The 2,685-nt window shown below is 69.8% G+C and carries 2 protein-coding genes; both read right to left on the reverse strand.

Annotated features, from left to right (window positions below; translation table 11 throughout):
* Positions 1-231 precede the first annotated feature (231 nt).
* Positions 232-1,119 (reverse strand): succinate--CoA ligase subunit alpha, encoded by an 888-nt coding sequence (gene sucD, locus H5J29_RS28315; protein ID WP_181784046.1) that lies wholly within the window; start codon positions 1,117-1,119, stop codon positions 232-234.
* 4 nt (positions 1,120-1,123) lie between these two features.
* Positions 1,124-2,419: an ADP-forming succinate--CoA ligase subunit beta gene (gene sucC / locus H5J29_RS28320; RefSeq protein WP_312858454.1), complete on the reverse strand. Its 1,296-nt coding sequence runs from the start codon at positions 2,417-2,419 to the stop codon at positions 1,124-1,126.
* Between the last annotated feature and the right edge of the window lie 266 nt (positions 2,420-2,685).

Raw genomic sequence — 2,685 nt, forward strand, 5'->3', positions numbered from 1 at the left:
GCCGAGCAGCCACACCACGAGCGCCAGCCCGGCGCCCGCCAGGACGAGCGTCCGCGCGGGACCCTGCACCGCGGCGGGCGCCGCCTGCTCCGGACTCGCTGCGTCTTGCGTCATGACCACTCCTCGCACGTCACTGCCCCCGACCCGACCGACGCTAGCCGACCGCGTCTCCCGTCCCTGAACGCGGTGAGGCCCCGGGAGGGTTCCCGGGGCCTCAGCGCACGTCACGCGTCAGAGGGACGCGATGATCTCCTTCATCAGCGCGGCGGTCTCGGACGGCGTCTTGCCGACCTTGACCCCGGCGGCCTCGAGGGCCTCCTTCTTCGCCTGCGCGGTGCCCGCCGAGCCGGAGACGATGGCGCCCGCGTGGCCCATCGTCTTGCCCTCGGGGGCGGTGAAGCCCGCGACGTAGCCGACGACCGGCTTGGTCACGTTCTCCTTGATGTACGCCGCGGCGCGCTCCTCGGCGTCCCCGCCGATCTCGCCGATCATCACGATCGCCTTGGTCTCGGGGTCCGCCTGGAAGGCCTCGAGGGCGTCGATGTGCGTGGTGCCGATGATCGGGTCGCCGCCGATGCCGATGGCGGTGGAGAAGCCGAACTCCTTGAGCTCGAACATCATCTGGTAGGTCAGCGTGCCGGACTTCGACACCAGACCGATCGGGCCGGGGCCCGCGATGTCGGCCGGGATGATGCCCGCGTTGGACTTGCTCGGCGAGATGATGCCGGGGCAGTTCGGGCCGATGATCCGGGTGACGTTGCCCTTGGCCACGGCGTGCGCCCAGAAGTAGGCGGAGTCGTGCACCGGGATGCCCTCGGTGATCACCACGGCCAGCGGGATCGCGGCGTCGATCGCCTCGATGACCGCGTCCTTGGCGAACTTCGGCGGCACGAAGATGACCGAGACGTCGGCGCCGGTCTCCTTGATGGCCTCCTCGACGGTCCCGAAGACCTTGAGGTCCTTGCCGCCGATGGAGACGGTGGTGCCCGCCTTGCGCGCGTTCACACCGCCGACGATGTTCGTGCCCGCCGCCAGCATCTTGGTGGCGTGCTTGGTGCCCTCGGAGCCCGTGAGCCCCTGGACGATGACCTTGGAGTTCTCGTTCAGGAAGATCGACATGTGCTCAGGCTCCTGCAGCCAGCTCGGCGGCCTTGTCGGCCGCGTCGTCCATGGTGCCGACGACGGTCACCAGGGGGTGGTTGGCGTCGGCGAGGATCTGCCGACCCTCGACGACGTTGTTGCCGTCCAGCCGGACGACCAGCGGCTTGGTGGCGCCGTCGCCCAGGATCTTGAGGGCCTCGACGATGCCGTTGGCCACCGCGTCGCACGCGGTGATGCCGCCGAAGACGTTCACGAAGACGGACTTGACGTCCGGGTCGCCGAGGATGACGTCCAGCCCGTCCGCCATGACCTGCGCCGACGCGCCGCCGCCGATGTCGAGGAAGTTGGCGGGCTTCTGGCCGCCGTGCTTCTCGCCTGCGTAGGCGACGACGTCGAGGGTGCTCATCACGAGACCCGCGCCGTTGCCGATGATCCCGACCGAGCCCTCGTCGAGCTTGACGTAGTTCAGGCCCTTCGACTTGGCCTTGGCCTCGAGGGCGTTCTCCGTGCGCTCGTCGACCAGCTCGGCGTGCCCCGGGTGCCGGAAGCCGGCGTTCTCGTCCAGGGTGACCTTGCCGTCGAGGGCGACGATCTTGTCCTCGGGGTCGCGCACCAGCGGGTTGACCTCGACCAGCGTCGCGTCCTCGGCGACGAAGGTCTCCCACAGCTTCACGATCGTCTGCGCCGCGTCCTCGGCCACCGCGGCCGGGATCTTGCCCGCGGCCACGATCTCGTCCGCCTTCGCCTTGTCGACGCCCGCGATCGGGTCGATCGCGATGCGCGCCAGCGCGTCCGGGCGCTCGACGGCGAGCTGCTCGATCTCCATGCCGCCCTCGGCCGAGCACATGGCCAGGAAGGTGCGGTTGGACCGGTCGAGCAGGAAGGAGAAGTAGTACTCCTCCGCGATGTCCGACGCCGTCGTCACCAGGACCTGGTGGACGATGTGGCCCTTGATGTCCAGGCCGAGGATGTCGGTCGCCTTCTCCTTGGCCTCGGCCGGGGACTCGGCGAGCTTGACGCCACCCGCCTTGCCGCGCCCACCCGTCTTGACCTGGGCCTTCACCACGACTGCGGTGCCCAGCTCGGCGGCGGCGGCCTCGGCGGCCTCCGCCGTGTCCACCGTCTTGCCCGGAAGCACCGGGACTCCGTGGGCGGCGAAGAGGTCCTTCGCCTGGTACTCGTACAGGTCCACTCGGTTCTCCCGATTCACGTCGCTGTGCGGCAAGCGACACGCGGTGTGCGCCCGCGCGAGGTGCCCGCACGTCAGACACCTACTTCGACCCAGGACCCTAGCCATGCGCCCGGGAGGACATGACATCCGCCCAGGTGAGCTGCCTCACCGCCACCTCGGGGCCCGGCGCCGGCCACGCTGTGTGCCAGCCGGATCACCGGGTCGGCCGTGTGCCGGTGTGACCAAGGCGTCGTCTGGCGGACATGTCAGCGTCACACTGTGCGGACGGACAGGGCATCCGGATGTTTCGGACGCGTTACCCAGCAGATCCCGTTGATCGGTCTTACCATTCTGGGATGGCGCCGTTCCGGGAGGGGCTGCACCGGCTGGCCACGACGGCCGCGGGTGCCGGG

This window comes from Pseudonocardia pini (assembly GCF_013870575.1).
Taxonomy (GTDB): domain Bacteria; phylum Actinomycetota; class Actinomycetes; order Mycobacteriales; family Pseudonocardiaceae; genus Pseudonocardia; species Pseudonocardia pini.